Source organism: Enterococcus lactis, from assembly GCF_015751045.1.
In the GTDB taxonomy this organism is placed as follows: Bacteria; Bacillota; Bacilli; order Lactobacillales; family Enterococcaceae; genus Enterococcus_B; species Enterococcus_B lactis.
This window is the reverse complement of record NZ_BNJW01000024.1, coordinates 12,412-35,986: the sequence shown is the minus strand read 5'-3', so window position 1 is coordinate 35,986 and position 23,575 is coordinate 12,412. Positions and strand designations below refer to the sequence as shown.

Here is a 23,575-nt window from a genome sequence, read left to right as displayed (position 1 = left end):
AAGTCCGATAGATACCATCCTCAGCCCATAATGCTTTAGGGGTGACTCTTTTCGCCTTCATCATTTCTTTATTCACATAAATAGGATAATCTTTCATCTTGTCAAAAAATCGGATATCCGTATAGTTGATTTTTTCTTCTCTGAATTCATAAAATTTTTGTGCGTATGTTTTTTTAGAAACCATCGTTCCTTTTTCAATAGAATCACCGATTCGCCATAACCAGCAAGCTTGTAGTCTACTTGAGCAATTAAGAAATTCTAAAACTGCCTCCTGATGACTATTTAGCCCGTCATATTCTTCTTCCTTGAAAAAAGCATAAGTGAATGGGATTCGATTACGTTCCAAATAAAAATCAATACTTTCTTTTTCTAATAGTTCCATCTTCTCTCTCCTTTTTCCAGTTCATCACTATATGCAAAAAATCAAATCATCACTAACCTAGCATCGAAAACAGTAAACCGCTTTCTCTTTTCGTCATACACTGACCACACATAAGCGCCATCCCAATAACGACCTTCATTATAATAATTCGTAAATTCATTGTTCCAAAGGTAAATATGCAGATGATCTTTATCTGGGAAAAGACGATCATTCAACTGGTTAAATTCTTCCTCCGTTCCCTCTGCTCCTTGAGTTGCTTCAAGAAAAGAAGTCCGATAGATACCATCGTCCGCCCAGAATGATTCAGGCGTGATTCTTTTCGCCTTCATCATTTCTTTATTCACATAAATAGGGTACTCTTTCATCTTGTCAAAAAATCGGATATCCGTATAGTTGATTTTTTCTTCTCTGAATTCGTAAAGTTTTTGTGCATATATTTTTTTAGAAACTATAAGCCCTTCTTTGATTCCCCATGACCACCCAGCACACAATCTGCTTGAGTAATTGAGAAATTCTAAAACTGCCTCCTGATGACTATTTAGCCCGTCATACTCTTCTTCCTTGAAAAAAGCATACCGTAACACGGTCCAAGCACGCTCCAAATAAAAATCAATACTTTCTTTTTCTAATAATTCCATCTTTTCTCTCCTTTTGTTCTTCTAACGGCACTCCTGATACACTAACAAATCTACCCCTTTCATCTGCCACGTCAATACATGTTTCTCTCGAATTTTATCTATCCATTTTTATTTTATCGCAACTATCAAAGCTTCTATTCCTATTATTTCTTTTTAAAGAAAAGATAGTTTTTCAATCGTATAAATCGCTAGTTTCGCAAAAAAGGCTGTGACAAAAATAGTCACAACCTTTTGATCTTTTCTTCAATTTTTCACATGTCGGCGATTCAATAAAAAACCGCCTATTATTGTAAAGACAGGAGCAAGGATCGAGAAAAAAGCGAATGGCAAGTAATGCAACGCGCTAACTTTCATCGTCCCCATAATGAATGTGCCGCTAACTCCCCACGGTACAAGAGAATTGACGGTTGCTCCTGAATCTGCTAGCGTCCGTGTCAAATAGTTTTTTGATAAGCCAACCTCATCAAAGGAGCGTTTGAATGTTTCTCCCGGAAGAATGATGGACAAGTACTGCTCTCCAACGATCAGATTGACTCCGATACAACTCAAGGCAGTAAACCCGACTAAACGAGAAGGTCGGTCCATCTTTTCTTTTAATTCTTGCACGATGGTCTCAACAATCAAATATTTGATCAATAAACCACCTAATGCCAATGCCAGTAAAATCAAACTGGCTGAGCCCAACATACTCATGATCCCGCCTCGAGAAAGCAGTTCATCTAGCTTGGGATCAGGTGTATGCGCGACATAACCATTCATCAAGATGTCTGCTGCTTTTCCAATCGTCAAACTTTTCTCATGGATAAAGGAAAGAACGAGGGCGGCTGTCGATCCTGCTAATAATGTAGGGATAGCTGGGATTTTTTTGATTGCCCCGCCAAATAAAATAACTAACGGAATCAATGTCCAAGGAGAGATCCAAAAGCTTGCTTTCATATTTTGGATCATTTCATTGATACTGGCTAGGTCGGCTGAATGACTGTTATGTCCTAATATCGTATAAAAAAGCAACGAAAGGACGAATGCCGGAAAATCCGTATAACGCATGCCAGCGATATGTTCGAATAGATTGACTCCGCCGATACCAGCCGCCAAGTTCGTCGTATCCGATAGAGGCGAGCAGTTATTCCCTAAAAATGCACCAGAAACGACCGCACCTGTAGTCATTGCATCGTTGAATCCAAGCAAATGACCGATTCCCAAAAAAGCAATCCCAATCGTCGAAATCGTCGTAAATGAACTGCCGACTGTCACTCCGACAATTGCACAAACAAGAAATGCTGTCGGTAAAAAGAAACGTACAGAGACAAGCTTAAATCCATAAACCATGATCGTAGGGATGGTTCCAGATAGAATCCAAGAGGCAACCAAGACGCCAATCAAAAGAAAAATCAGGATCGGAATGATCCCCGGGGTGATTCCTTTGATGATTCCGTCATGGATCTCATCCCATGAAAACTTTTTAAATCTGCCATAAAACAACAAACACATGAAAGCTGCAAGGATCGGGATATGTGGCGAGAGTTGGAATCCGATGATCAGTACTCCTAGGAGTGCCAACAACACGATCAATACAGCGATACTTTCTTTTAAAGAAATATTTTTATTCATCGTCGATCTCCTATTTCAAATGAAAAGGCCCTGCCATGAAAAAACTATTCACTTGGCAGGACCTCCTACTAAATCAGCGACAGATCGTCGGCTGAAAGACTTATTTTTTTATTTTTCTTCTAAACTTTTTTCTACCTCAATCCCCCAAGAATCTTTCTTGAAGTGATTGATAATCAATGGAATAACGAACATGACCACTGTGATAGCTGCTACTAATAATGCATCACTCAATGTCGCTGTACCTAATGTAGCAAATACGACAACGATGATAGAGAAGATCAGCATGCAGCTGACTACCCAAGCTAAGCCGTTTCCGTTTTTACCAATTCGGTAAGGACGTTCGAATTCTGGATGTTTCTTACGCATTTTAAGCAATGAAACAGCAATCAAAATGTACACGATACAATAAATAACAGTTGTAGCATTTGTAAGTGTCAAGAATACAGCACTTACGTCATCCATTACACCATAAAGTAAAGCAAATAATGAAATAACGATTGATTGTGTTAGAACGACATTTCTAGATACGCCGTATTTGTTTTCTTTATGGAATCCGAATTTTGGTGGTAGGAATCCTTCACGAGCTACTTGGATGATTGTTTTTGATGGTCCAGTAACCCAAGCTGATAATTGTAAAAGCACACCAATAAATACCATGAAGCTGAAGATATTTCCGATCACTTCTGGTAAGCCTAGGATTTGGCAATCAATCAAGATTGGCTGCGTGATATTTGCTAATTCCATTTTTCCATCTGGTACGACATTGGCAACAAGCATCGCATTGATGACATTCAATAAAACTAATCCGATCAAAGCGATAAATACGCCTTTTGTATAATTTTTTGTTGCGTCTTTCAAACGAGGCATGTAAACAGAACTCATTTCGATCCCAACAAAAATAAATGTGATACCAGCTAAGTATTTCAATGAATCAATATGTTCCAAGTCAGGGAAAGCTTTTGACCATGAAAAGTCACCTAGATAGCCGTTTGAGACTAGTCCGACTTTGAAGGCTGCCAAAACACCTAAAACGAACATGATGACTACTGGGATATATACCCCTAGCCATACACCGATGTTCCCGCCGACTTTTGCCATATCGAATTTCAAGTTCAAGATCGTGATGATCCAGTAGATAACTAAAATACAACCTAAAACGAACCAATGATTATTGCCAAGTTCTACATTACCAAATGTGTTTCCTAACAATGGTCCTAAAGTAGAAGCGACCATTACCATACCTGGGAACATTTGCACCCATAATAGCCATGCAACGACAAATCCCCATTTGCTGCCCAGTGCTGTTTTTACCCATAACTGAGGACCGCCTTCTTGAGGAAGCATCGTTGAAAGCTCACCGGAAACCATTGATATCGGACCGGCAAAAAACAAAACTGCAAAAATTGAATAAAAAATCAATGTCCAACCGACTGCGGCTAACGTAGGAATACTCCGAACCGTTGCACACAGTGCCATTGTCAGACCGATAAAGGTCCCAAGACCCATTTTACTTACTTCAGATTTACTCACCGTTGACACTCTCCTTGATTTTTTGGATAAAATAACGGTGTCTTTGAAGTAGTTTCAGCAATAAACGAAACAATTCAGCGAATATTTGAGGGGATTCTTTGAGTCTATTGCTTGAAGGAGTTCTTCAAAGACAACCTCAAAACAAAGGGATCGAAGAGCTTAGGTCACCCCTTGCTCTTCAGATCCAAACATGCGTCAGAAACAGTTAGCATTCAAGCTGTTTTCTAACATGATTACTTTGCTTATTTTGCTTCGCTTGCCAATAATTGGTCTGCGTAGATTTTTTCCAATTTTTCTTGAAGAGCTGCTTTGATTTTTTCAGCATATTCTTCAAAGTGTTCTTCTTTGTTCATGTATGGTGTCATTACGCTGGCACGCAATACAGTTACTTTTCCGGCACGGTTCCATTCTTCATCTGAGAATCCTAGTTGGTTCACGAATTGCAATGGGCTGTTGCCATAGTCTGGGATAGCAAAGTCAGTATGTGAAGTTAAGAATTCATTACCGTAAATGCTTCCTTTCACGTATGAAGAATAATCGTATACGTCATGGTTCAATTTATTCATCGCAACTAAATCGTCGTTGCCTTTTTCTTTGAATACGTAGTCTACCATGTTGAAATCTGGATAAGTTAATGGATGAACTTCGATTTCTTTGTCACCTACTTTGAATGACAAGTCATTCAAGAAGTTGTAGAAACGATGTGCCCCTTCGATTGATGCACCCATCAATTTACCGTATCCTGTGACATTCAAAGGTAAGACATGATGTGCTGCCCAAACGCTGGCTGCTGTTGCCCCTGCTTTTGAACCTTCCAAGATATACGCTCCAAGTAATGCTGGGATATCTGCACCTTTTTCAAATACATATGTTGCGAAGTAAGAGATAACGTCTCTCATGCGGATATCTTTGATGACGATACCACCGGCAGAATATGGAACATAGCCCATTTTATGCGGGTCGATCGTTACAGATTCTGCTTCTTCGATTGCTTTATATGCACTGTGTACTTCTTCTAAGATATAATCTTTGTTTTCTGTAAAGACATTGTATTTGTAATGAACGTCTTTTAAATCTTCGAATGGAATGAAGTTGTTGTCTTCGTCTAAGAAAATCGCACGGCCATATCCGCCATAAGCAGCATCTACATGCAAGTAGAAGTAAATACCGTCTTTTTCTAATACGCGACGCAATGCAACGATTTTATCGATACCGTCGATTGCTCCTTCTTCTGTTGATCCTACAACACCGACTACACCTAAGATTGGTGTTTTTTCAGCTGCTAGACCACGAACGATTTTTTCAAGTTCGTTGATGTCCATGCGGTAGTTATGGTCAACTGGCACTGGAATTACTTGGTCTAAACCAATACCGATGATGTCGGCAGCTTTTAGCCATGAATAGTGTTTTGTTTGTGGAACCAACCATTTCCCTAATTTTTCTAAATGTTTTCCGCTACGTGCTGAGTGAGCTTTGATTTCGTCGATTTTTTCTGGAACACTGTCTAACAAGTTCATGATTTCTTCTGTTGACAAGTTCATCAATTCCCAATCGCTTTTTCCAGCAACTAGTTCAGGTGTCACTTCTTTCATAGCAAGTGGCAATGATTTGATGTTGCGGGCATACCAAAGTCCTTCTAAGTTTGCTAAAGAACCATCAGCAACGATGTGTCCCCAGCCATCTTTATAGCTCATTAATTTTGCAAATTCCATGCCTACTTCTTCTTCCATTTGGCTTGTTGCAGGAGAAGATTCGTAAGCAACGTTATTACCATTCCATAGCATAGCAAAATTATACGCTAGTAAAGATGGCATCAATGTTTCAGAGTTCATATGACCCCAGTAGCGTCCGGCATTATGCCAAGGAACGGAATGGGTACGCATCCGCGCTGAAATTTCTGATAGAACATCTTTTGTTTTATTCACAGTGTGTTCAAAACTAGCACTGCTTTTTTCTTCTGGCGTAATGATAGGCATGTCTTGAGGCATGTAGTTTTGACGCCAGCCTAAATGTTCGTCCACCAATTCATTCAACAAAGCTTTATAGATTTGGCCGTTCTCAGCTTTGTCCCCAATGAATAGGGCATTTAGGTTTAGATCTTTCGACAATGATTCACTCATAGTGAAACCCTCCTAAAAAAATATTTAAATTTTGTCGAGCCCTACATTACACCTGTTCTCCTATTCTGTAAACTAAGCTTTCGACCGTTTTTTAATCGTATTTTAATATGTATCAATTATTCGAATTGTTCATACTTTTGAAATAATTAAAAAAAACGAGGAAATTTACAAAAGTAAACTCCCTCGCAAAGATTGTATTAACGACAACCAGCGTTCTATTTTAGGATGGGTTTCAAAATTGGAATGTTGTAATAGTATTCCCCTTTTTCAAGGCAAAAACTTACTAAATTCTAATCAATTACTTTGGCCAAAAAGTAATTTTTCTTACCTTTTCGAATAACCACAAACTTACCATCGAATTCATCGGATGGATTTATGACAAAATTTAAATCGGTAACGCGGTCACCGTTAATACTTATAGCTCCGTTTGAAACATCTTCCCGTGCCTGACGTTTAGATGGTTCAATTTTTGTGGAAACAAGTAGCTCCACGATATTTTCAGGTGTGCTTGAAATTTCAACGTTCGGCATTTTACCGAATCCTTGCGCGATTTCTTCCGCATTTAGTTCTTTAATATTTCCAGAGAACAATGCTTGTGTTATTTTTTGCGCTTCTTTCAAGTCTTCTTCACTATGCACAAATCTTGTAACTTCTTCTGCCAAACGGCGTTGTGCTTCACGTTTCTCAGGTTCTGTCTCTACTTTTTTCGCTAATTCTTCAATTTCTTCTTGAGATAAGAACGTAAAGAATTTCAAGTATTTCACTACATCACGATCATCTTGATTCAACCAGAATTGGTAGAATTCAAATGGTGAAGTTTTCTTAGGATCAAGCCAAACGGCACCGCCTGCGGTTTTTCCGAATTTCGTTCCGTCCGCTTTCAACATCAATGGAATCGTTAAACCGAACGCTTCTGCTTCTGGTCCTTCTAATTTTCGGATCAGGTCTAAACCAGCAGTGATATTTCCCCATTGGTCTGCTCCACCGATTTGTAGTTGTACATCGTATGTTTTATGCAGATGTAAAAAGTCGATGGATTGCAGGATTTGGTAAGTGAATTCTGTGAATGAGATCCCTACTTCCAAACGGCTGGCAACGATATCTTTTGCTAACATCGTGTTGATGTTGAAGTTTTTACCGTAGTCTCTCAAAAATTCAAGTAAAGAGATTTTTGACAACCAGTCGTAGTTGTTCACAAATGTGATATTTGCGTCTTTACCAAACAATTTTCTCATTTGATTGGAAAGTGCATCCACGTTATGTTGCACTTGTTCCATCGTTTGCAACACACGTTCTGTTTTACGGCCGCTTGGGTCGCCGATCGTTCCTGTTCCGCCGCCAATCAGAATATATGGATGATGGCCTGCCAATTGGAATCTTTTCATCATCATAAATGGGATCAAATGTCCGATATGCATCGAATCACCAGTTGGATCAACGCCGCAATAAAGTGAAATGCTCTTTTCTTCAACGAGCTCGCGAAGTCTTTCTTCGTTTGTTTGCTGATTAATGGCGTCGCGCCAAGTTAATTCATCAATAATATTCATTTTACTGACCTCCGTGTAGTTTTTTATGAAAGCAGGAACCTGCTAGCATGCGTCATTAAGTATTTCTTCGGGATGGAAAATAAAAAAAGTCCCTTGGCATATAGCCAAGGGACGAAATCTCGCGGTACCACCCAATTTGTATGTCTAGATATCCAACATACCTCTCGAACATTTAACGCTGTCGCGTGGCAATCACTGCCAGAGACTCCTGAAATGTAATTCGCTTTAAAGCATGTACTGGTTTGCAGCAACCACCAGCTTTCTGAAACATTGGCTTTAACAACTACTTCGTTTCGATCTTCGTCTTGTTATTATTAATATGTGTCTATCATAGAGCGCAACTTTTTCTTTGTCAACAGAAAAAGGATATTTTTTTTAAATTCCTCATTTTTTCTTTTTTGAATCCGCTCTAATCCCGAACATTTTATTTTTAATATTGTTAAAAGAAACTATTTTTTCTGTATTTTTTCTGCAATTTATCGAGAAGTCACTTTACTTTTCCTCTTATTCTTTCTTCGTTACAATGAGCAATGGGACGAGTAAAAAAATGAAAAAGCAAGGGACGAGGTATATGGAAAAAAAGCAAAAAATTATTTTAGGAGCTACTTCTGCTTTAACTGTCGTTATTTTAATTTTAAGTCTGTTTTTTGTCATCCGAGCATACACAAAAAAAGAACCGATCATTCCTGAAAAAAAAATAACAGAAAAGACAAAAGAGCCAATGGATGATAAGCAACAGCTAGTTACTCAAGCAAAAAATCTGGCACAAAGCTATGATTATGACCAAGCGATTGCTTTATTGGAGAAAAACAGTAAAAACGGATCTGCGGAAACACAGCAGCTTCTTCAAACACTGAAAAAGGAGAAAGAACAACTGATTGACTGGTCTGATCCTACTCAGATCTCTCACGTCTTTTTTCACAGCTTGATCGTGGACCCGCAAAAAGCCTTCCACTCTCAACAGTCGCAAGGATATAAAGACTATATGGTAACTGTTGAAGAGTTCAACCGTTCGATCGAACAACTCTATCAAAATGATTTTGTTTTAGTCAATTTGAATGATTTGATCCAAAAAGACGAACAAGGAAACCTTTCCTTTAACGGGCTTGCGCTACCTGAAGGAAAAAAACCATTAGTTCTTTCGCAAGATGATGTCAGCTATTATGAATATATGGATAATTCCGGTTTTCCTAGCCGATTAGTCGTATCAAATAACAATGAAATCAAAAATGTTTATAAAGAGAATGATAAGGAAGAAATTGGGGACTTTGACATGGTTCCTCTGATCGATGCTTTTGTCAAGAAACATCCTGATTTTTCTTATCGAGGCGCAAAAGGCACCTTGGCCCTGACAGGTTACAACGGTGTTTTAGGTTATCGAACATCCAAGTCTCAATACGGAGATAACGAGAAAACAAAAAAAGAGATCGAAGAAGCTAAAAAAGTAGCTGATCAGTTGAAGAAAGATGGCTGGAGCTTTGCTTCCCATACCTGGGGACACTTGAATATGACTCAAGCTTCATTAGAGGATGTCAAAAAAGACAATGAATTATGGCAGCAAGAAGTTGCACCTATCCTAGGAAAAACAAATATCCTGATTTATCCATTTGGTGCAGATATTAGCGACTGGCAGCCTTATTCAGCAGAAAATCAAAAATTTGCTTACTTAAAGAGTCAAGGTTTCGATATTTTCTGCAATGTAGATGCTTCTACTCCCGCTTGGGGACAATTAGGTGCGGATTTCTATCGAAATGCTCGAATCAATATCGATGGCATTCGGTTCCAATCAGATTTAGACGGACAAAACCCTATTCTTGATCCATTCATCAACGTTCATGATGTCTATGACAAAGAAGCACGAGAATCCGCTTGATTTTACGTCATTTATAAACCAAAAAAGCCGAACTGACATTTTATCGTCAGTTTCGGCTTTTTTTATGCTTTATTTCTTCTTCGGCGCGATTCCCTTGATCAGGACTTCTGTCCATTCTGCTGTATATGGAAGCAGTTTTGCGTATATCTCTGGCTTAGAAATTCCTTCTACCATTGCTTGAAAATAGAGGATCAAGAACTCATCAGAATATTTCAAATCCACTTTTCCCTCTTTACGCCCTCGATGGAAAAGATCAAGCATGATACTGAAACTTTCTTGCGTATACGCATCCATCGCGTCAGAAAATTCTTTTTTTTCTTTTTTTGTATAGCATGTCATTAAATCGATATAAAATTGTTTGTTCACTCGATTGAGATAGCGGATTTTATTTTCACTCATGGCAATCAACGTTTCTTCAAATGGAAGATTTTCCGCAATCAACGCTTTCGCTTCTTGCCCTAAATCATTCATAAATGTGAAAAATACTTCATAAATCAGCCCTTCCTTGCTGCCAAAATATTTAAAAATCGTCGCTTTACTTACCTGAGCGCTCTCAGCTACCTTATCCATCGTCACTCCAGCGGTTCCTATGTCTGTGTTCATCAAGTCAAAAGCTGCTTGTAAAATCTCTTTCTTTTTCTCTTGTGCTCTCTTTTCAAAACCGTTCATTGGTAGAGCCTCCCGTAATTTTAAACTTTTATAATATATATAGTTCAAATTTATTCTGAGGTTTATTATAACTATCTATTGAGAAAGTATCAAGCCAGCAATTCCTTGTTTATGAATTCATTGACAGAAATTTATAAAAAGAATATTATGTACTAAAATAATAAAAAAAGTTTTATAAAAAGGTATAAAACCATTTTATTAAACCATTTAATCTTATTTAGTATATATTTTCAAAAAAGGAGTGGGGTTTTTATGGCAGAAATCGTCAAAGTCACACATTTGAAAAAGAACTTTGGTCGTTTCGAAGCTTTAAAAGACGTCTCTTTCACCGTACATTCAGGTGAAGTCGTTGGATTTATCGGACCAAATGGTTCTGGAAAATCCACGACGATTCGGACACTTTTAGGGATTATAAAAAAAGACGGCGGAACGGCAACGATTTTTGGTCAAGATGTATGGGAAGATAGTTTATCTATCCATGAACGTCTTTCTTATGTTCCAGGTGACATCTCTTTATGGGGAAATTTGACTGGAGGAGCGATCATCGATCTCTTCATGAAGCTTCATGGAAAAGGGAACGCTCAAAAAAAGGACGAACTGATTCAACGTTTCTCTCTTGATCCTAAGAAAAAAGCAAAAAACTATTCAAAAGGAAATCGTCAAAAAGTGGGCTTGATTGCTGCTTTATCTGTTGATTCGGATCTCTATTTATTTGATGAGCCTACATCTGGTTTAGATCCCTTGATGGAAACCATTTTTCAAGAAGAAGTTGAAAAACTGAAAGAACAGGGTAAATCCATCCTGCTTTCTTCTCATATTCTCAGTGAAGTCGAACGGTTGGCAGATAAAGTCGTGATCATCCGCGAGGGAACAGTCGTAGAAGAAGGAACACTCGATGAATTGCGTCATTTGACCCGCTCGACCATTACTATAGAAACAGAAGCAGATAACAGCCACTTAGCACAATTGAACGGTGTCCATGATTTTGTGCAAAAAGGCCACCTTGCTCAATTTGCTGCTGACAACGAAGCTTTCGATGTGATTTTAGCTGAAGCTTCCAAATTAGGTGTGAAAAAATTTGAATCTATTCCACCGACTCTTGAAGATTTATTCATGAGGCACTATGAAGGATGAGGAGGAATCGAAATGACTGATAAATTTTCACGCTGGTCCACCCTTTTTTCTCAAAACCTTAGCCGTGACTGGAAAAAGATCTTGATATGGCTAGTCGGTGTCACTGCTTTTTCTGGTGGTTTTGTCCCTGCATTTGAAAAATTGACTTCAGGACAAGGGTTAGCTGGATTATACGAAACAATGCAAAATCCGGCAATGATAGCAATGGTCGGACCAACTCCCGCTTCGAATGCTGCTGAGTATACTTTAGGAGCGATGTATGCAAATGAAATGTTGCTTTTTTGCAGTTTGTTTGCTGCTGTGATCTCGGTTTTGCATGTAGTGAGCCAAACGAGAAAAAAAGAAGAGCTTGGTCTGATTGAACTTATTCGTTCCTTTCGAGTCGGACGTCAAGCAAACTCTTTAGCTGTCATCGCTGAAACTATTCTGATCAATTTGCTTTTAGCAATATCGATCAGCTGTACGATGATTTTTTTTCAAGCAGATTCGATCACTGCAGAAGGTGCTTGGCTTTTTGGGCTATCTGTAGGTAGTACGGGGATTTTGGGGAGTGCCGTTGCACTGTTTGCTGCACAACTGATGCCAAGTTCAGCCAGTTCGAATGGTCTGTCTCTAGCGTTTTTAGGTGGACTCTATCTTCTAAGAGCAATAACAGATGTAGCTGTTTCCTCCCTTTCGATGTGGAATCCTTTAGGCTGGTCTTATTTGACCTATCCATTTACAACTAATAACTGGATTCCTTTGCTTTATTTGTTTTTGTTCAGTCTCATCTTGATAATCAGTTCATTTGTTTTAGAGGAACATCGAGACTTGAACACCGGCTATATCCCCGAACGTGAAGGAAAACCGTATGCTAAACGTTCTCTTCTATCCTTGCGTGGTTTATTATTCTATCTAAATAAAGGAATGACAATCAGTTGGCTCATCACTTTTGGTTTGATGGGGGCGGCATACGGCTCTATCTACGGGAATATGCAACAGTTTTTAGAAAGTAACGACTTAATGAAACAGATGTTTATCCAATCTGGCGTCTCAATTGAAAAAAACTTTACAAGCACGATCATGGTCGTCTTGATTTGTCTAGCTGCTATTTTACCAATTGCTAGCATCAATCGTTTATTTACAGAAGAAACCCACGGACGTATGAATCAGCTGTTCGCAACAAAAATTTCTAGGAACCAACTTTATTGGACAAATCTGTTACTAGCGATCCTGTTTTCTATATTGTCGATTCTGATTAGTTCTGGTGCGCTAGGACTTTCTGCTTTGGCATCGATGAAGGATGCGAAAGATATGGATCTATTGCTGTTTCTTAAAGCCGGATTCAACTTTCTGCCTGCTGTTTTAGTGTTTATCGGGATGAGTGGCTTTCTATTCGGATGGCTTCCTCGAATGGGTAAATTTGCTTATATCTACTTAGCTTACTCCTTTGCGCTCAATTACTTTGGCGGGATTTTGGATTTGCCAGAATGGTTCTCCAAAACAGCGGTCCCTAGCTGGGTACCACGGATGCCAAACGATTCTTTCGATCTTTCCGTATTCCTTACGTTATCCTGTATCAGCCTTGCACTGATCGTCCTTGGTGCTATCGGTTATAGGAGAAGAGATTTAGTGGAAGGATAACAAAAAAGAGCATGTTCAATTTCATACTAGCCTCCAAATTGGGATCAAAAATCCAACATTTGGAGGTCATTTTTGTATTTACAAGTCTTCTAACTGCTCTTTATCAATGATCCAGACTTCCCGATTCTCTCTTTTTACATAACCATTCTCCTCTAATAATTTAAATTTTCTAGATAAAGTTTCGGGGGTCGTACCGATAAATGCAGCAAGTTCTTTCATTTTCATTGGCAGGAAAAAGTGATTCTTCCCTGTCGCTTTAGCTAAATCAAGCAGATAGACAGCGACTCGTTCTTCTACTTTTTCCATCATCAAAAAAGTTGTCTGCTGCTGTACTTTTGTTAATTTCTCAGCGTTGATTGCTAAAAGTTTCAGACTAAGGGCGGGATAATGCAGTAAAAGTTCCGAGAAATCTTTTTGTCTCAATACACAAATTTCCGTTTTTTCTAGTGCTTCGCCAAATAAAGACTCATTTGGAACGCCTAGCAACTGGCTCTCTCCCTCATATCCGCCCGGCTCTACTACTCGTAAAAGCTGTTCCTTTCCGCTAGCAGATAATTGATACACTTTCATACTGCCGGAAGCCACGATCACTAATTGAGACTCTCCATTCGGCGCAAGAATCTGTTCTCCTTTTTCCACTTTTCTGTGTGTCACTAGCGAGTGGATTTTTTGCTGATCTTCTATCTCGAGATGATTGAATAATGGAACGAGTGAAACACACAATCCTTCATGTCTCATAGCAGATTCCTCCTTTGGATTTCTTCCTTGTTTGTTATTCTACTTGTTCTTTTAACTTGGTTAATTGATTTGTATCAAGATTTTTCTTTTTGTGCGATAAGTAAGCAGACACATGCCGTTTATGACCACGATCAGAATACTCATTTCATGGAAAAGCATACCGCTTGCCACCTCGGCCACCAGGATCAGACTCTCGGTAATAATGGTGATGAGTGTTTTATGTCCTAAAATCATTTTTTGATACTATCTATAAGTAAAATTGAAAATTGCCGCTTATGTCAAATAGGAGCTGTGACAAACGCCTTGTCACAACTCCTATTTTTTGAATAAACGGTGTTCAATCAGCTGACCCTCGGCATTAGCTCAAAAAACGGCAAAATATGAGGAGCTATTTTTCCGTTTTTTTCTCTAATACTCAGGTCAAAACACTGATTTCACAACCTCTTCCTTAAACGGTGTTCAAAAGCTTGCATCTACGACACTAAGCCCAATCAGATGAAAAATATGAAAAGCTATTTTTCTCTGCTTGTTCTTACTGCTTGATGCAGAATAGCTTTTTCACAACCTCTTTATTACTGTAGCTGATTTTCTAAAAACTTACTAACATTCGGCTTTTTTTACTAAATGCCGCTGTTACTTTTTTGCCGAAACGACCCTTTACTGCTTTTTCCAATCCAGTCGTTGCAGAGGATACCGCTTTTTTTGCCGTGCTTGCTTCCACCTCTGCGGCTTGTTTCGCCTTTTTGCATTTCGTGACTTTGTCTTGAGTCATCGCAATCCCTAAAGCTCTTGCTGAGATTTTTTGTATCTCTTTCTGGTAGTCTTCCCAAATTTTTTCCTCTAGAACGATCACTTATTATCTCCTTTCCTGTTACTTTTTGTTTAATCGTTGCAGATCAGCACGATAACGGCGTTCGACTTCATCTTGCTGATCATAGATTTTTTTTCGTTTCTGCATCAATTCATGAGAGAACCTCTCTTCTAAACGTCTGAGTTCTTTTTGTGCAAAATACAAAGAATCCTTCGGGCATTCAAAGGAACGCACCGAAAAACGTATATTGGAATAAGTCGTTTCTGCCAGCTGCTGCATGTTCTTTTGCATCTGTCTGAGCTGATCTTCCTGATCTTCTAGCTGCAGTCGTTCTTTTCGGTATGTTTCATGAATCTGGTTTTCTTTTTCCATCTCACTACTCCTTGTTTTAAAATAATTGTCGTGCCAAGTCCCGATCACGTTGGACCAGCTCATTGATTTTCGCTTCGATCTCTTTTGCCAAGGTAGAGAATTCTGCTGAAAGCTGCTTGATTTTGAAGATTTTTTCCCGGAATTCCTGCGTAGGTTCATCAACGATCGTCTGCTTTGTACAACCGACTTCTCGCAGAGCATCGAGCATTTCGTTCTGAGACAAAAGCGGTGTCTGTCTGCGGACCATCGCAAGACCATCTGCCCACAGCTGTTCCAAATCACGAATTCCACGCTGGTAAATGACTAGCACTTGTTCCATCGCTTGATTGAAGACGGAAGCCGCATGTTTCACGATCATCAGCGCCTGCTGGTCGTCTAAATAGATCTGTTCATTGGTCGACAGACCGCCGCTGCTCGCTGTGAATCTTTTCCGCCAAGTCACTAGCTTGGAGAAAGCACTGATTTGTAGCTGGAGCCACTTGTTTTCTTCTTTCAGTTGACTAATCCGATCTTTCTCCCATTGATTTTTTTCGCCATATGTCTCCATTTGACGGATCATAGCTTTGTTTTTGATGATTTGCTGGGCGAGTAAGGTCTGTTCGAGGGCGACCCCTCCATGTTGGTCGGAATAGATGACGATATCGCCATATTTATCGATGTAATTCCCGTTTTTGTCGAGATTGAACTGATTTAGATCGTGTCCATAGTTTTTCCAGCCGGCGTTGTCGATTCCGAAACTGTGAAATGGCAGTTGGCCTTTCCCGCCAGTCAGCCAGCCACTAGTCACGATGTCTGAAGTGTCATACAGATTGATGATCTGCCCTTCATAATTCATGAGCTGCTTCTCACTCAAGCCTGGGCCTGCCGCTGCATATGTAAATCCGTGATAACCTTTTAAAACAGCGACATAGATTGCCTGCGCTCCACCTAAAGAATGACCGGTCGTGGAAATAGTGTAGCCGTCTTTGACAGAATAGGTCTTTTCGATTGCATCGGCATACGCTAAAGCAGACTGGAAGGCGCCGTTGTCGTGTTTGTCCTCGAAGCCGACTTCTCGGATGTTCGTTTTCCAGTCCTGCCAGTTTTTAGTGCCCGCGTAGGCGATGGTCAGGTCTTTTTTGATGACGGATTTGGGGTAGTCGGAAATTTGCTGTAATTGATTTTGCTTCTTACTTTTATATTCATCTTTGATTTCAGCCACGACCATGGCTTGCATACCGTTTTGCTTTGGTGTTTTTTCTTTTCCGATTGTATGTTTGTCGGTATCAATGACATCAATAACAAGATATTCATCCTCAACGATTTTTTCGTTGACTTTTACTTTCCCTGTTTCAACGCCATATACTGCTTTAGAGAATTCTTTGTTTTGGTCCATCACTTGACTCCCTTGTCATAATAGATAATGTTTTCTTCAGGCATTTTTTCATCTGTCGAAGAATTTTTTTTAGTTAGTACATATGAATTCCTAGTATTCCCAGTGTTGAAGGAATACAGCCACTTATTTGTTTCGGCTGATCTCGTATCTAGCGTCGTTTCATCTGGGTAAACATCATTGATGATAAATCCAACTACCAACCCTTTCATCGGACCTACAGAAAAACCTGTAAATTCTATTTTCTCAATATCCATATACTCAGTTATAGAATCTAATCTTTCAAAAAATTCCTGTTCAGTCATGTCTCCTTTACCTTGATTAAATTCTTTGAAGATTTCCTTTTCTCGCTTTTCATCCACTGTTGAAATCTCATAATGATTATACAAATAATTTGCCAGATCGGTTTGGATGGTACGCAGTTCTTCATTGTCTTTTTCTCTTCTATCCATCAATAATTTCCCTCCTATACTCAGTGCAATGATGACTATGACTCCTCTGAAAATGATTTTTTTCATGCTTGCTCCTTCTTGCTTCCCTTCACAAAGAAAACGCTTTAAATGGATTTTACCATAGGCTTATCAGTGAAAAAAGAAGCCTATTTCTTACTTTTCCTTGTTTGATAACGAAATGAATATTTTTTCTTTTTTTCTGTTATGTAAATCGAAACATATATATAAAAGAATGAGAGGGCGCAAGTAATCGTTGTTTTTTAGAGATCGTTAACCATTATGTTTTTAGATTTGTTTAAATTTTTATTCTGATTTGGCTGATGGAAAAACCAAACAGACACCTGCGAAAAAAATGATTTTTTCGCAGGTGTCTGTTTATGTTGCATCATGAGAGCAGTGGATTCGATGATGTGCCATCTATTTAGTACGCAACGCAATCAGCTTTTTCATAACTTATTTTTTATCGCATGATACAATGGCGCTAGTTCTTTGAGCGCCTCAGCAGTTTTCTCTTCAATGTTTGTGTATTCATTTGGAGAAAAAAACAGTTTGCCAAGTTGGAAGGTTCGATTGCCCATTGTCTCTCGCAGCTCTTCTTGCTTGCTCTTATCTGATAAATAAACGGATAAAGGCAAATGATCTTCCAGCTCATTTTCAGGCTGAGGCCAGATATAATATTCTTCAATCGCTACCTGGGTACTCCATTCCTGCAGTAAAGATAGCGATTGATTGTATCCTTCAACGCTTCCTTCTCTCGTATCACTTTTATAGTGCTGATACATCAAATAGATTTGGTATTGTTTTTGATTCAACAAAACTGCTAGACAGGCATTCTCGTCTTGACGAGATTCGCTTCGGTACGCGCTCCAAAAATGACTGCGTAAATTCCAGCCATTCGTCCAACTCTCGATTTTAGGTTTGCTCATGCCATACGTATCAGGCAAAAGTGCAGCAGTCTGGAGTTGGATCTCTTTCCATTTTTGCCAATGTGCTTTGTATTCTTGTTTGATTTGTTCGACTTCATCTGGTGTATGTATTTCTTTGAGTTGTTTGAATGCATAATTGTCTCTGTCAAATAACTGATAGTCTTCTTTCATTAGATCCATTTTGTTCCCTCTTTTCTTTTTTATTTTAACTATCTTATTTAAAAGAAACAACTGTAAAAAAGCTGAATCGAAAAAGCAACTGCTTGCTTTTCGAGTTCAGCCTCTGTTTCCATTTACAGGAACGGTCATGAAGTTTTGATCACATTGAGTAGTGTCGTAAATAAAATGGCACTGGAAGCAGCTCCCGGGTCGATATGTCCGATTGCACGCTCTCCTAGATAGGAAGCTCGTCCTTTTTTAGCTACCAAGTCTTTGGTGTGTTCTTTTGCCTGTTCAATGATTTCTTTTGTTAGATTTCCTGCTTTCAATGCCTCTGTAACTGGGAGCCAAACATCTAACATCGTTTTATCGTCAGCTTCTGCCTTTCCTCGGCTTTGAATACCCGCTGTTCCCTGCTCGATCACTTCTCCTAATTTTTCTTGAGAATCAATAGAATCGACCTCTTTTGTCGCTTTCATCATGTTCATGAATGCAGATCCGTATAACGGACCAGAAGCACCACCAACTTTCGATATCATCGCCATAGAGAATACTTTGAATGTATCACTAATTGTTTCAGGATGATCGGTTTGAAAAGCTTCTTCATAAGCTGAAACCCCTCTTCCCATATTATTTCCGTGGTCTCCATCGCCAATCGGGGTATCTAGATCACTGAGATATTGTTTGTTCTGATTGATTGCCTCTGCAAATTGTGAGAGCCATTCTTGGATTTCTTGAACGGTTAGTTTCATATTATCACCCTTTTATCTTGAGATTGTCTTACCATGAAATCGTCTGTACATTGCTTTCTAAAGAATCTTTCCATTGTGTCTCCGTCAAGTCGATCAGCGTCAGAGAAAGGCCTTGCATATCTAGTGAGGTCATAAAATTACCGACTTTTCGGAAAACTACATTGACGCCTCTTTCTTCCAACAGAGCTAAAACATCATTCATGAATACGAACTGTTCCATCAAAGGCGTCCCGCCCATTCCGTTGACGAATACACCTGCTTCTTTTGGCAAATTCGAGTAATCATCTAAAATCTTAGTAACAAGTTCCTTTGCCAGTACTTTAGAAGGCTGCATCTTTTCTCGACGATAGCCTGGCTCACCGTGGATACCAACACCATACTCGATCTCATCTTCTCCTAGTTCGAATCCTGGTTTCCCTACTTCTGGTACAGTTGCTGCTCGAAGCGCTACACCGATCGTTTTAGTTGCCTGTACGACCTTTTCTCCCAATTCTTTCAACTCTGCTAGGGAAGCACCGTTTCTTGCTGCATCGCCCACGATTTTGTGTACAAGGACAGTACCCGCAACTCCGCGTTTTCCAGCAGTATACGTACTATTTTCAACGGCGATATCATCATCTACGATCACACTTTCTACTTCAATATCGTCCATAGCAGCTAGTTCCTTTGCCATATCGAAGTTCAATGCATCCCCTGTATAATTCTTAACAATCAGTAAAACTCCTTTTCCACTATCCGCTTCCTTGATAGCCGTTTGAATCTGATCTGGAGTTGGAGAAGTAAACACATCACCAAGCACCGCTGCACTTAACATTCCTTCCCCTACAAACCCGGCATGGGATGGTTCATGTCCGCTTCCTCCACCAGAAACCAAACCAACTTGTTCTGCTTTCTGATTCTTGGCTACAACGCGGGAAGATTCTACACGATGAACAAGTTCTGGATAGCTTTTTACTAATCCTTCCAGCATTTCTTCGACAATATTGCTTGGATCATTCATGATTTTTTTCAATTTATTCCCATCCTTTCTTTCCGGCATTTTGTGCTTCTGTTAAGATTTGCTGAGTATCATCCGTTATACCGGCAGTGATGGCTGCTGCAAAAGCTCCTTCCACTAAAGGCGCATCCACCAGATGATAACGTTGCTGCTGTTCTTCTTCCAACATGTCTTTTGCCAATTCCGAATTCAATACCGCGCTGCCGATATCCGCAAAAACAAAATAACTAGCTGCATCGCTTGACTCATTGACAGCTTCTACGATTTTCATCGGGTCTGATCCGATCTCGCCATTTATTCCGCCGAGAGAAAAGATCTGAACCTCTTCGGATTTTTGCATCTGCTCAATCATTTCTTTAATACCATCTGTTACTTTTTGACTATGAGAAATAAGCAAAATACTCTTTTTCACAAGAATCTTCCTTTCTTTTACATAGTTGCTAACGATTGGTTTCGCTTTCATTAATGAACAATTCAAGTATATAATAAATTCCTAATTTTGGGAAAATATGTGTTGCGCATCTTGAACTTTGTTATACTTTCATTAAAGAGAGGAGTGATCAAATGATTACAACAACCACGAATAGTGTGGAAGGAAAAACCGTAGTAGCTTATAAAGGAATCGTTTTTGGTGAAGTTATTACTGGAATCAATGTATTGAAAGATTTGGGGGCTGGTTTGCGAAACGTTTTTGGCGGCCGTTCAAAAAGTTATGAAAATGAACTAATGGGCGCAAGAGAAGAAGCCCTTGCGGAAATGGCCGAACGTGCAAAAGCATTAGGAGCTGATGCAATCATCGGCGTAAAAATGGACTACGAAGTATTAGGCAGCGACAATGGCATGCTGATGGTCACATGTAGTGGAACAGCTGTCTCCACAAGATAAGTAGGAATAGCTGTCTTAATAAATAAAAAGAGATGGGACATGTAGTGGGATCCAAGAGTTAGATTTTTCAGTCTAACTTCGAGGTTCACTACCTTCCCATTCTCTCTTTTTTATTTCTTTTTGCGAATGATTCCGTAAGCTGCTGCAACTAGCACACCTGTGCCTACGAAGGAATAATTGACAGAAGCTGTTTTTTCATTTGTTTTTGGTAAAGTCTGACTTGTTGATTCGGATGGCTCTGTCGTTTGCTGAACTGTTTCTGTCGTGGTTCCAGAGGCCACTGATTTTTCTCCTGCCGAATGCAAAATATCTTTTATTCGTTGGAAACTAGCTGCTAAGTCTGCTTTTTTTGCTTCAAAATCATCAGCAACTGTTTGCGCTTCGCTGATCTTTCCATGGATCGCTTGACTGGCCGCTGTGATATCCGCTTGAGTTTGACTTAGCTTTCCAGAAGCTGTTTCAGCAACCTGATCTAATTGTTGATTGAACTCTTTTGCTTGTTGGATCTTCCCGTCAAGATCTGTTTGGACAGCTTCCGCTTTTGCTTTCGCTTCAGCAAGCTTTTTCTCAAGTTGTGCACGGTCATTTCCTGCTTTATTTTTAAGATCAGCTAAATCTTGATCGATTGCTGCTTGGTCTTCTTTCAATTTGTTTTTTGCAGCTTCTAATGCTTCTTCGAGTTCTTTTCTTTTATTTTCCAAGTCTTGCAAATGATCGATTTGGTCAGAAGAGGTAGAACTATTCGTTGATGTATCTTCTGAAAACGAAATCGTTTCTCCTGAGTTATCTGTCGGTACATTGGAAGTCATTTCTGTTTCCGAGGTTCCGTTTTCAGCATCAGAAGAGCTTATAGTTGTTGAAGGCTCTGTTTGAGCAGGTTCAGAAGTTTCTGCAAAAGCCGTATGTCCGAAGAAGAAAATACCGGAAACAGCAATCGGCCAGATCAACGGCTTCATTCTTTTTTTCATCACTTTTCCCATCCTTACTACTTTTTAACTAATTTCTTATTATAAGCAAAAATGATTGGAAGAACCATAAACACAACAGGCTGTTTGTCTAAAAAACGGTGCATCTTTTATTTTTTTGTACGTTCCGGACTTTTCCATGTCCCGCTTCCATAACCTAAAATCGTTTTGACTGCTGGAATGAAAGTCGTCACGATCGTTATCGCGTTCACTATCCAGAACAAAAGCATATATAGTGGCGCGAAAAGAAGATATTTCAATTTTCTTCGTCGATCATCTACAATCAGCGAAGCTAACAACTGGAAAAATCCTGCGACCATTTCAAAGCAGATGAACACAAAACTGAATGTAAAAGTGACATAGATCTGTTCATAGTTTCCTTGGTACACATAATGCCCAATCAATCCAATAAAAAGAATCACGGAAATACAAAAGAATATTGACCAGACAATACTCAATGTTTGATCAATGAAGATGATCGTTCTTCCGATATGTTCAAAAGGATGGAGCATCACTTTTTTGAAATTCGTCAACCAGACTTCTGTTCCACCTTTTGCCCAACGTTTTCTTTGTCGATATAGCATCTTCAACGTCACAGGTACTTCCATGAAAAAGATGATCCCAGGAGCAAAAACAGATACCCAATCATTCAACTGATGATCCCACGCAATACTGATGTCTTCTGTCGCTCGATCTTGCCTGAATCCGCCCACATCGATCAAGGCTTCTTTTCAATACATCGTATTTGCCCCACTGTACGCATAAAGGCCACCGAAAACAGCTGACTGTGTTCGTTTGATGATACCAACGATACTCGAGAATTCAACCGTTTGCGATTTTGCAATCAACTTGGTACGATTTTGGACATCCATATTTGCAGTGACCGCAGCAATATGTCTTGCACCAGGGCGAATGAAATAATTCACATACCTGTTCAGTGCATCTGGTTCCGGTACCGTATCTGCATCATTGCTTAAAATCAATTTCCCTTTTGCAAAGGCAAGTCCGATATTAAACGCATGGGCTTTCCCTTTATTTTTTTCGATCCGAACCACACGAAGATTAGCGTATTTTTTCATCAGTCTGGCTAATATTTCTGGTGTTTGGTCCGTTGAACCATCATCGGTCACTAATACTTCATAGTTGTGATAATTCAATTTCGTCATCAAATACTCAATCGTATCTTCGATCACGATCTCTTCATTATGGGCTGGCACCATGATCGTAATGAACGGTTCGACACCCGATGGAACATCTACCCATTCTTTTTGTTTATGTTTGTATAAAAAAACATAACACCAGACACCAATAAACCATGCAAATCCGCCTAAAATCGGGTAAGAAACGAGAAAAAAATACATGATAGACAAACAAGTATCTAGGAATTGATTACCTGTATGAGTGATTGAGGTCATTTCAGTTCCACCCCATTTTCTTTATACAAATCTGCAATGAGTGTCGTATCTAGATTTTTCTCTTCGGAGACAGAATAAAAACGGACCGTTTCTCTCTCTTCTTTTGTTCCAAAACGTTCCGTATACATTTCTTCAAGTAATTCTTGTCTTTTTTTCAATTCTTCATCTTCATATTCAAAAGACTTATTTACTTTTCTATACAAATTTCGATTGTTCCATCTAGTCAACACAAATGAGATAATCAGGAAGCTGAAAAAGATCAATGCAAAAAAGCCGATGAAGAAATACAGCATTTTCTTTTCCAATAAAAAAGCGTACAAGTAAAAATCTTTGGCTCTTTCTGGTCTTGTTAATGGGAAAAATACCCATATAAAAGGAAGAACAACGATCATCCAACCCAAAAGAGCCACTAGCGTTTGCCAAATTTTTAACCAATAATTACCTTTTGAAAAATACTTATCTTTCACCAAAATCGATGCAACTTCTTCTCTTGTTACTTTTTTCATATCCTCACCTCACATTTTTGTTACGACGTAGGAGTTTACCATACTTTTCATTTCTTTTCACATAAAGTGTTCCTAAATTTTTCCTAAGAAAAAGAACA

The 23,575-nt window shown here is 39.1% G+C and carries 22 protein-coding genes, 2 pseudogenes and 1 other annotated feature; of the genes and pseudogenes, 4 read left to right on the top strand and 20 right to left on the bottom strand.

The window, feature by feature from the left end; genetic code table 11:
* From KFO35_RS11795 to tyrS, 6 genes and pseudogenes are all read right to left on the bottom strand, one after another.
* Positions 1-382: pseudogene (locus KFO35_RS11795) on the bottom strand (hypothetical protein); the annotation flags it as partial.
* 41 nt (positions 383-423) lie between these two features.
* The gene (locus KFO35_RS11790; RefSeq protein WP_002315945.1) at positions 424-1,020 is read right to left on the bottom strand and encodes a hypothetical protein; all 597 of its coding nucleotides are present in this window, start codon (positions 1,018-1,020) and stop codon (positions 424-426) included.
* A gap of 243 nt (positions 1,021-1,263) precedes the next feature.
* A complete protein-coding gene (gene nhaC, locus KFO35_RS11785; protein WP_002292602.1) occupies positions 1,264-2,631 on the bottom strand; it encodes a Na+/H+ antiporter NhaC in 1,368 nt (455 codons plus the stop codon).
* A 108-nt stretch (positions 2,632-2,739) separates the two neighbouring features.
* Entirely contained in the window at positions 2,740-4,161 is a 1,422-nt protein-coding gene (gene tyrP, locus KFO35_RS11780) for a tyrosine-tyramine antiporter (RefSeq protein ID WP_002286392.1), read from the bottom strand.
* 242 nt (positions 4,162-4,403) lie between these two features.
* Positions 4,404-6,281 (bottom strand): tyrosine decarboxylase, encoded by a 1,878-nt coding sequence (gene tdc / locus KFO35_RS11775; RefSeq protein ID WP_002286400.1) that lies wholly within the window; start codon positions 6,279-6,281, stop codon positions 4,404-4,406.
* 290 nt (positions 6,282-6,571) lie between these two features.
* Positions 6,572-7,828 (bottom strand): tyrosine--tRNA ligase, encoded by a 1,257-nt coding sequence (gene tyrS, locus KFO35_RS11770; RefSeq protein WP_002315946.1) that lies wholly within the window; start codon positions 7,826-7,828, stop codon positions 6,572-6,574.
* Between the two features lie 104 nt (positions 7,829-7,932).
* Positions 7,933-8,138 (bottom strand) — a binding site (T-box leader).
* Between the two features lie 261 nt (positions 8,139-8,399).
* Between tyrS and KFO35_RS11765 the strand changes: the two genes are divergently transcribed.
* Positions 8,400-9,701, top strand: a complete 1,302-nt coding sequence (locus tag KFO35_RS11765) for a polysaccharide deacetylase family protein (protein WP_025477359.1) — start codon at positions 8,400-8,402, stop codon at positions 9,699-9,701.
* 69 nt (positions 9,702-9,770) lie between these two features.
* Here the strand turns inward: KFO35_RS11765 and KFO35_RS11760 are convergent, their stop codons facing one another.
* Positions 9,771-10,370, bottom strand: a complete 600-nt coding sequence (locus KFO35_RS11760; protein ID WP_002315948.1) for a TetR/AcrR family transcriptional regulator — start codon at positions 10,368-10,370, stop codon at positions 9,771-9,773.
* Between the two features lie 252 nt (positions 10,371-10,622).
* On the opposite strand from KFO35_RS11760, the gene KFO35_RS11755 reads away from it, so the two are divergent.
* Together KFO35_RS11755 and KFO35_RS11750 are read left to right on the top strand one after the other, a co-directional pair.
* The gene (locus tag KFO35_RS11755) at positions 10,623-11,504 is read left to right on the top strand and encodes an ABC transporter ATP-binding protein (RefSeq protein WP_002315949.1); all 882 of its coding nucleotides are present in this window, start codon (positions 10,623-10,625) and stop codon (positions 11,502-11,504) included.
* A gap of 12 nt (positions 11,505-11,516) precedes the next feature.
* Entirely contained in the window at positions 11,517-13,127 is a 1,611-nt protein-coding gene (locus KFO35_RS11750; RefSeq protein WP_156272323.1) for an ABC transporter permease, read from the top strand.
* A 78-nt stretch (positions 13,128-13,205) separates the two neighbouring features.
* Here KFO35_RS11750 and KFO35_RS11745 read toward each other — a convergent pair whose 3' ends face one another.
* The 10 genes from KFO35_RS11745 to dhaM form a co-directional block, all read right to left on the bottom strand.
* Positions 13,206-13,865 carry a Crp/Fnr family transcriptional regulator gene (locus tag KFO35_RS11745; RefSeq protein WP_002292592.1) on the bottom strand — a complete coding sequence of 220 codons (660 nt, stop codon included), beginning with the start codon at positions 13,863-13,865 and terminating at the stop codon, positions 13,206-13,208.
* A gap of 60 nt (positions 13,866-13,925) precedes the next feature.
* Positions 13,926-14,036: a cadmium ABC transporter ATPase gene (locus tag KFO35_RS14235; protein WP_162499746.1), complete on the bottom strand. Its 111-nt coding sequence runs from the start codon at positions 14,034-14,036 to the stop codon at positions 13,926-13,928.
* Positions 14,037-14,454: 418 nt separating this feature from the next.
* Entirely contained in the window at positions 14,455-14,718 is a 264-nt protein-coding gene (locus KFO35_RS11735) for a hypothetical protein (protein ID WP_002315952.1), read from the bottom strand.
* Positions 14,719-14,736: 18 nt separating this feature from the next.
* Positions 14,737-15,048: a hypothetical protein gene (locus tag KFO35_RS11730; RefSeq protein WP_024635416.1), complete on the bottom strand. Its 312-nt coding sequence runs from the start codon at positions 15,046-15,048 to the stop codon at positions 14,737-14,739.
* Positions 15,049-15,064: 16 nt separating this feature from the next.
* A complete protein-coding gene (locus KFO35_RS11725; protein WP_025477361.1) occupies positions 15,065-16,423 on the bottom strand; it encodes a Tle-like phospholipase domain-containing protein in 1,359 nt (452 codons plus the stop codon).
* Positions 16,423-16,938, bottom strand: coding sequence for a hypothetical protein (locus KFO35_RS11720; RefSeq protein WP_002315955.1), 516 nt, complete (start codon positions 16,936-16,938; stop codon positions 16,423-16,425). Before KFO35_RS11720 ends, KFO35_RS11725 begins: the two co-directional genes overlap by 1 nt.
* A gap of 380 nt (positions 16,939-17,318) precedes the next feature.
* Positions 17,319-17,978, bottom strand: a complete 660-nt coding sequence (locus tag KFO35_RS11715; protein WP_002315956.1) for an HI_0552 family protein — start codon at positions 17,976-17,978, stop codon at positions 17,319-17,321.
* A 125-nt stretch (positions 17,979-18,103) separates the two neighbouring features.
* A complete protein-coding gene (gene dhaL, locus KFO35_RS11710) occupies positions 18,104-18,709 on the bottom strand; it encodes a dihydroxyacetone kinase subunit DhaL (RefSeq protein ID WP_002315957.1) in 606 nt (201 codons plus the stop codon).
* A 28-nt stretch (positions 18,710-18,737) separates the two neighbouring features.
* The gene (dhaK, locus tag KFO35_RS11705; protein WP_002329626.1) at positions 18,738-19,748 is read right to left on the bottom strand and encodes a dihydroxyacetone kinase subunit DhaK; all 1,011 of its coding nucleotides are present in this window, start codon (positions 19,746-19,748) and stop codon (positions 18,738-18,740) included.
* Positions 19,723-20,118 (bottom strand): dihydroxyacetone kinase phosphoryl donor subunit DhaM, encoded by a 396-nt coding sequence (dhaM, locus tag KFO35_RS11700; RefSeq protein ID WP_002304157.1) that lies wholly within the window; start codon positions 20,116-20,118, stop codon positions 19,723-19,725. The genes dhaK and dhaM overlap by 26 nt, the downstream gene beginning before the upstream one ends.
* 152 nt (positions 20,119-20,270) lie before the next feature.
* On the opposite strand from dhaM, the gene KFO35_RS11695 reads away from it, so the two are divergent.
* Positions 20,271-20,591: a putative heavy metal-binding protein gene (locus KFO35_RS11695; protein WP_002315959.1), complete on the top strand. Its 321-nt coding sequence runs from the start codon at positions 20,271-20,273 to the stop codon at positions 20,589-20,591.
* 110 nt (positions 20,592-20,701) lie between these two features.
* Here the strand turns inward: KFO35_RS11695 and KFO35_RS11690 are convergent, their stop codons facing one another.
* The 3 genes and pseudogenes from KFO35_RS11690 to KFO35_RS11680 form a co-directional block, all read right to left on the bottom strand.
* Positions 20,702-21,559, bottom strand: a complete 858-nt coding sequence (locus tag KFO35_RS11690) for an LPXTG cell wall anchor domain-containing protein (protein ID WP_002315960.1) — start codon at positions 21,557-21,559, stop codon at positions 20,702-20,704.
* 107 nt (positions 21,560-21,666) lie between these two features.
* Positions 21,667-22,971 (bottom strand): annotated as a pseudogene (locus KFO35_RS11685) (glycosyltransferase family 2 protein).
* The gene (locus KFO35_RS11680; protein WP_002315963.1) at positions 22,968-23,477 is read right to left on the bottom strand and encodes a hypothetical protein; all 510 of its coding nucleotides are present in this window, start codon (positions 23,475-23,477) and stop codon (positions 22,968-22,970) included. Before KFO35_RS11680 ends, KFO35_RS11685 begins: the two are co-directional and overlap by 4 nt.
* Between the last annotated feature and the right edge of the window lie 98 nt (positions 23,478-23,575).

Coding starts and splice junctions, on each gene's coding strand:
- KFO35_RS11790 (WP_002315945.1), bottom strand. CDS start 1,020: ATGGAATTATTAGAAAAAGAAAGTATTGATTTTTATTTGGAGCGTGCT.
- nhaC (WP_002292602.1), bottom strand. CDS start 2,631: ATGAATAAAAATATTTCTTTAAAAGAAAGTATCGCTGTATTGATCGTG.
- tdc (WP_002286400.1), bottom strand. CDS start 6,281: ATGAGTGAATCATTGTCGAAAGATCTAAACCTAAATGCCCTATTCATT.
- tyrS (WP_002315946.1), bottom strand. CDS start 7,828: ATGAATATTATTGATGAATTAACTTGGCGCGACGCCATTAATCAGCAA.
- KFO35_RS11765 (WP_025477359.1), top strand. CDS start 8,400: ATGGAAAAAAAGCAAAAAATTATTTTAGGAGCTACTTCTGCTTTAACT.
- KFO35_RS11760 (WP_002315948.1), bottom strand. CDS start 10,370: ATGAACGGTTTTGAAAAGAGAGCACAAGAGAAAAAGAAAGAGATTTTA.
- KFO35_RS11755 (WP_002315949.1), top strand. CDS start 10,623: ATGGCAGAAATCGTCAAAGTCACACATTTGAAAAAGAACTTTGGTCGT.
- KFO35_RS11750 (WP_156272323.1), top strand. CDS start 11,517: ATGACTGATAAATTTTCACGCTGGTCCACCCTTTTTTCTCAAAACCTT.
- KFO35_RS11745 (WP_002292592.1), bottom strand. CDS start 13,865: ATGAGACATGAAGGATTGTGTGTTTCACTCGTTCCATTATTCAATCAT.
- KFO35_RS11730 (WP_024635416.1), bottom strand. CDS start 15,048: ATGGAAAAAGAAAACCAGATTCATGAAACATACCGAAAAGAACGACTG.
- KFO35_RS11725 (WP_025477361.1), bottom strand. CDS start 16,423: ATGGACCAAAACAAAGAATTCTCTAAAGCAGTATATGGCGTTGAAACA.
- KFO35_RS11720 (WP_002315955.1), bottom strand. CDS start 16,938: ATGAAAAAAATCATTTTCAGAGGAGTCATAGTCATCATTGCACTGAGT.
- KFO35_RS11715 (WP_002315956.1), bottom strand. CDS start 17,978: ATGGATCTAATGAAAGAAGACTATCAGTTATTTGACAGAGACAATTAT.
- dhaL (WP_002315957.1), bottom strand. CDS start 18,709: ATGAAACTAACCGTTCAAGAAATCCAAGAATGGCTCTCACAATTTGCA.
- dhaK (WP_002329626.1), bottom strand. CDS start 19,748: ATGCCGGAAAGAAAGGATGGGAATAAATTGAAAAAAATCATGAATGAT.
- KFO35_RS11695 (WP_002315959.1), top strand. CDS start 20,271: ATGATTACAACAACCACGAATAGTGTGGAAGGAAAAACCGTAGTAGCT.
- KFO35_RS11690 (WP_002315960.1), bottom strand. CDS start 21,559: ATGAAAAAAAGAATGAAGCCGTTGATCTGGCCGATTGCTGTTTCCGGT.
- KFO35_RS11680 (WP_002315963.1), bottom strand. CDS start 23,477: ATGAAAAAAGTAACAAGAGAAGAAGTTGCATCGATTTTGGTGAAAGAT.